We start from the raw sequence: 5,120 nt of genomic DNA, 5'->3' as shown, positions 1-5,120 counted from the left end.
CGGCATTGGAAATTCGCCAAGTTCAGGATGCTCCACATTGATAATCATTTCTCTTTCTTTATAATGGGGATCCTCCAATATTTCTTTAGCTGTGTAAATCAATCCGGATGGCACTCCCTTATCCTCCAGTATCTTCAGAGCATCTTGAGCATTTAGGGATTTCGTCCACTCCTCAATTAACGAATCCAGCAGCTTCATGTTTTCCCCCCTGGCATGATGAGTCGCAAATCGGGGATCTTCACCCAATTCAGGCTGGCCCATCGCTTCACATAAACGTTTAAATACTCCATCGGCATTGGCACCAATAACGATATACGTTTTATCCAAGGTAAAATAAATATTAGATGGTGCAACTCCCGGCAAAATATTTCCCATCCTTTCGCGGATATATCCTGCAAGCAAGTAATCCGGTATCAAGCTTTCCATGATGGAAAAGACAGATTCATAGAGAGCTGTATCGACGACCTGCCCCTTACCAGATTTCGTTCTCTCATGAACAGCGACCAGGCATCCTATGGTGGCAAACAGTGCCGTAAGCGTATCCCCGACTGAGACCCCGATCCTGGAAGGCGGCCGATCTTTAAAACCTGTTACATTCCTCAATCCTCCCATCGCTTCCCCAACACTGCCGAATCCCGCTCGATCCTTGTAGGGGCCGGTTTGCCCGAATCCGGATGTGCGGACCATGATCAATTTAGGATTGATTTCAGACAACTCTTCATAAGAGAGATTCCATTTCTCCATCGTTCCCGGCCTGAAATTCTCAATGACGATGTCTGCTTGTTTCACCAACTCTTTCAATAGATTCTGACCTTTTGCTTCCCGCAGATTCAAGGTCACCGATTTTTTATTTCTTGACTGGATCGGCCACCAAAGACCGATTCCATCTTTGGATTTCCCCCAATTTCTCATCGGATCGGCTTTTCCAGGTGGTTCCACTTTGATGACTTCTGCTCCAAAGTCAGCCAGCAGCCGTCCGCTGAAAGGTCCTGCCAGCAATGTTCCAAGTTCAATGACTCTTAACCCTTCTAAGGGTAGTTTATGTTCTGCCAATTCGATCCCTCCTGTTTGAATTTTCTTAATCTTGTATACAAATCTAAACTCTTGTATACAATAAGTCAACAACATATTAAAAAAACAGGTAATTAATCGCTTTCAAAGGAAAAATATTGTATTTTAATTTCCGTTTGTATACAATGAATGTGAGGTGTTGTTATGGATGCATACGAATACATTAAAGGCGCCATTATCGACGGAAAGTTCGAACCGGGAATGAGGTTAGGGGAAGAATTCCTCGCAAAGGAACTAAATTTGAGCAGAACACCCATCAGGGAGGCCATTAAACATCTGGAGGCAGACGGTCTGGTTGTTCCATTAAAACGGGGAGTCAGCGTGAGGAACTTCACTACGGAGGACATCCGCCAAATTTACGATCTCCGTACCATCCTGGAGGGATATGCAGCCAGCCAGGCTGCCATCTACAGGACGGAGGCAGACGTTGAGCAAATGGAAGCCGCGAACATTGTTTATGAACAAGTGATCGAAGAACATGTGCAATCAGATATGGACAGCATCAAAGAAATCGTTGCCGTCAATCAACGATTCCATGAAGTCATCATACATGCGGCAAATAATGCTCATATACATTTCCATCTATCAAAAGTCGTCGTCGTTCCCATTGTCTACAGATCATTTTATTGGTATAACGATTACCAGCTGAAGCAATCATTGGAGGTTCACAAAACGATTCTGCAAGCCATTCGGAACAAAGAACCAGAGCGGGCGAAAATCGCCATGCACGAACATATCTATCAAGGACGCGACCATGTATTGAAGCATTTAGAAGACATTAAAAATAGTTAAATAAAGGGGAGGAAGAGAAATGATTGAGATTTGTGAAGTTGGTCCGCGGGATGGTCTTCAAAATGAGTGTAAACTAGTCACGACAGAAGAAAAAGTCGAGCTGATTAACCGGTTGATTGATGCAGGGATTAAAAACATCGAAGCCGTTTCATTTGTGAATCCGAAAGTTGTGCCTCAAATGGCTGATGCAGAAGAGGTCCTCAAACAACTTCCGAAGGATAAAGGCGTTCGATACGGCGGTCTCATCCTCAGCCGGTCAGGTCTCAACCGGGCTCTTCAAACCGATATCGACTATTTACACGTCGTCACTACAACAAGTGACACATTCAATCTGCGAAATGCAAAGCGAACGGTTGAACATGCAGTCTCGGAATTAAGCGATGTCATCAAAGAAGGAATTTTGGCAAATAAAAAGGCTGCCGGTGTCCTTGGTACTGTATTTGGCTGCCCATTTGAAGGCGAAGTTTCTCTGAATAAAGTATTATTTGCTGCAGAAGCGTTTTTAAAAGCCGGCTGTACAGAGATTACGCTTGCGGATACAACAGGTATGGCAAATCCTAACCAGGTTCAGACAGTGGTTCAGTCCTTTCAAGATAGATTCGGCCATGACCTGTCTTTGGGTCTTCACTTTCATAATACCCGGGGACTTGGCTTAGCGAATACGCTCGCCGGCTATCAAGCAGGCGTTCGAAGATTTGATTCTTCCATTGCCGGAATGGGAGGCTGCCCATTCGCGCCAAAAGCAGTGGGGAATGTGTGTACAGAGGATATGGTCAATATGTTTCACGGCATGAGCATTGAAACGAATACAGAACTTGAAGCACTTCTGGAAACTTCCAAATGGTTAGAAGACATTATGGGACGCCCCCTTGATGGAATGTTAATGAAAGCAGGTATTTCTTAATTTTCATTTCCCGCAAGAGTGTAAAGCCGGTAACTCCTTTGGTTACTGGCTGGCTTTCATTTTGTTAGGCCTTTACTCTTTTCCAATATAATGTCCTTCCCTACGCTCCAATTATATTCCCCTTATTTTTTCAATCTCCAGAACTGAGCTAAAATCAACCTTTTCATATTCCTTTGCATAAGATTCCTTATTTTGAAAAAAATATAGGTAATCTTTCTACTGGAGGAAACGAAATGACACAAGTGATAAAATTAACATCCGCTGAACTTGCATCTGTCTGGACGAGTTATATGAATGATAGTATGTCCAAGTGTGTGCTGGGGTTTTTTTTAAAACACATTGAAGATGATGAGGTTCGTGCAGTCGTTCAATTTTCTTATGATTTAGCCGTAACGCACATCGAAAAGCTGACTGCTTTATTTCAAGAAGAGCAAATCCCCACCCCTATTGGATTCACTGTCGAAAATGATGTGAATTTAGATGCCCCGAGAATGTATACGGATATGTTTATACTGACTTATATTAATCATATGTCAAAAGTGGGGTTGCTCGGATATTCCGGGTTTATTTCTATGAGCGGCAGGGAAGATATCAGGAATTATTATAGGGAAGGATTAAACGAGACATCTGAACTTTATGAAAGAAGCGCGAAACTTCTTCTCTCAAAAGGATTGTTCATCCGCCCCCCTTACATCCCTTACCCAAAGAAAATAGACTTTATAGACACGAAGAAATACATCAGTAAAAAACGCCCATTAAATGCTATCGAAATTTCCCATTTATCCGTCAATATTCAAACAAATATTATTGGAACCAAGCTGGCATTAAGCTTCGCACAAGCAACTTCAAGAGAAGATATTCGCAAGTGGATGCTAAGGGGGAAAGACATTTCAAAGAAACATGTTCAAGTTTTCACCAAGATTCTTATGGACAATGACATTAATCCTCCTATCCCGTCAGATGTATGCATCACCGATTCAACCACCCCGCCGTTTTCAGATAAATTAGCGATGTTTCATATGTCATTCATCAGCGCTGCGGGGACAGGAAACTATGCAACCGCTGCCGCTGCAAGTCAAAGAAGGGACCTTGTCCTAAACTATGAACGGCTCTCCCTTGAAATCGCGATGTATGCCAAAGATGGAGCAGACATCGTCATCAAAAATGCCTGGTTAGAACAACCACCGGGTACAAGGGACAAAGAACAATTAACTAAAGAAAAAGATTCGATGAAATGATGGTATGCCTTCAAGAGGGAAAAGTGGAGCGGGGGATGGCTGCGAAACTTAAGATGTCATAACAAGCCGCCACTGATCGTCAGTGGCGGTTTGTTATAACCATATTTTGAAAGGGACCTTCCAAACAGCAAGATGGGTGGTACAGTTATTCTTGAAGTAATTGAAAAAGCACCTGCCGGGAAAATGGTGCATGGCTTCGTCCCACTGCATCCTCTCTTTACTTTAACGGCAATCGAATAACAAAGGTGGTCCCTTTGCCTTTTTCACTTAAAACATCAATCGTCCCGTCATGCATCAACACCAATTGCTTTACAATGGAAAGGCCGAGACCGAATTCACCGTATGGATTATTGGTCCGCGACAGATCAGCTTTATAGAATCTGCGCCAAATCGAGTGGATTTCTTCAGGGTCGATACCTATTCCTGTGTCTTCGATTTCAATGACAGATTCCTTTCCGGAAGAGGCTCCGCTCAACGTGATCGTTCCTCCAGAGGTGAATTGAATACTGTTTTTCGTAATGTTGATCAATATTTGGATGAGCCGGTCATAGTCGGCGTGCACCTTTGCCTCAGGATGTGCAAGAATCTTGATTTCGTTCCCCTTTTCTTCCGCCTGCAAATCGAGTTGTTCCTTGATGACCTCGAAGACATCCAGTAACGGAACGGTTACTTTCGTGATGGCGATTTGGTTGGAACGGATTTTTTCATAATCCAGGTTTTCATTCACCAGTCTGATCAGCCGCCGGGTTTCCTGGCTGACGAGGCCGAAGCTTTTCTCTTTCTGTTCTTCAGGGATCATGTCGTTCCTGATTCCCTCCATAACACCACGTATCGTTGTCAGCGGTGTTCTCAGTTCATGTGACACATCTGCCATGAATTGCCTTCTCCTGCTTTCAAGTGTGTCGATTTCTTCTTTGGACGCCTTCAATTTTGTCACCATTTCATTAAAGTCTGCTGCAAGATCGCCGATTTCATCGAAGTTGGAGCTTGGAACGTGAACATCGTAATGACCGGAGGATACTAGCGAAGTCGCGTCCCTGATCCGCTGTATTCTTTTCACATGGAGCTTGGACAAGAACAAGCTGATCAACAATGCAATTGCAAGTGCAAGAAGG

5 protein-coding genes are annotated in these 5,120 nt (G+C 43.6%); 3 read left to right on the top strand and 2 right to left on the bottom strand.

Annotated elements, in window-relative coordinates:
- Positions 1-1,053: CaiB/BaiF CoA transferase family protein (locus tag HP456_RS19580; RefSeq protein ID WP_216663358.1), on the bottom strand; the 1,053-nt coding region annotated here is incomplete at its 3' end.
- 162 nt (positions 1,054-1,215) lie between these two features.
- Here HP456_RS19580 and HP456_RS19575 point away from each other — a divergent pair.
- The 3 genes from HP456_RS19575 to HP456_RS19565 all read left to right on the top strand — a co-directional run bounded on the left by HP456_RS19575 (position 1,216) and on the right by HP456_RS19565 (position 4,005).
- Positions 1,216-1,863: a GntR family transcriptional regulator gene (locus HP456_RS19575; RefSeq protein ID WP_172254222.1), complete on the top strand. Its 648-nt coding sequence runs from the start codon at positions 1,216-1,218 to the stop codon at positions 1,861-1,863.
- A 19-nt stretch (positions 1,864-1,882) separates the two neighbouring features.
- On the top strand, positions 1,883-2,767 hold the full coding sequence (locus HP456_RS19570; protein WP_172254220.1) for a hydroxymethylglutaryl-CoA lyase: 885 nt from the start codon (positions 1,883-1,885) through the stop codon (positions 2,765-2,767).
- A 233-nt stretch (positions 2,768-3,000) separates the two neighbouring features.
- Positions 3,001-4,005 (top strand): DUF3231 family protein, encoded by a 1,005-nt coding sequence (locus tag HP456_RS19565; RefSeq protein WP_172254218.1) that lies wholly within the window; start codon positions 3,001-3,003, stop codon positions 4,003-4,005.
- Positions 4,006-4,222: 217 nt separating this feature from the next.
- On the opposite strand, the gene HP456_RS19560 is transcribed toward HP456_RS19565, so the two are convergent.
- On the bottom strand, positions 4,223-5,120 hold an 898-nt coding region (locus HP456_RS19560; protein WP_172254216.1), incomplete at its 5' end, for a HAMP domain-containing sensor histidine kinase.

The organism is Bacillus haikouensis (genome assembly GCF_013179555.1).
GTDB lineage: Bacteria > Bacillota > Bacilli > Bacillales > Bacillaceae_B > Rossellomorea > Rossellomorea haikouensis_A.
This window is presented reverse-complemented; position numbering and strand designations above follow the sequence as displayed.

What these genes read in the sequence shown, in the direction of transcription:
- HP456_RS19575 (WP_172254222.1), top strand. Translation starts at nt 1,216, where the DNA reads ATGGATGCATACGAATACATTAAAGGCGCCATTATCGACGGAAAGTTC.
- HP456_RS19570 (WP_172254220.1), top strand. Translation starts at nt 1,883, where the DNA reads ATGATTGAGATTTGTGAAGTTGGTCCGCGGGATGGTCTTCAAAATGAG.
- HP456_RS19565 (WP_172254218.1), top strand. Translation starts at nt 3,001, where the DNA reads ATGACACAAGTGATAAAATTAACATCCGCTGAACTTGCATCTGTCTGG.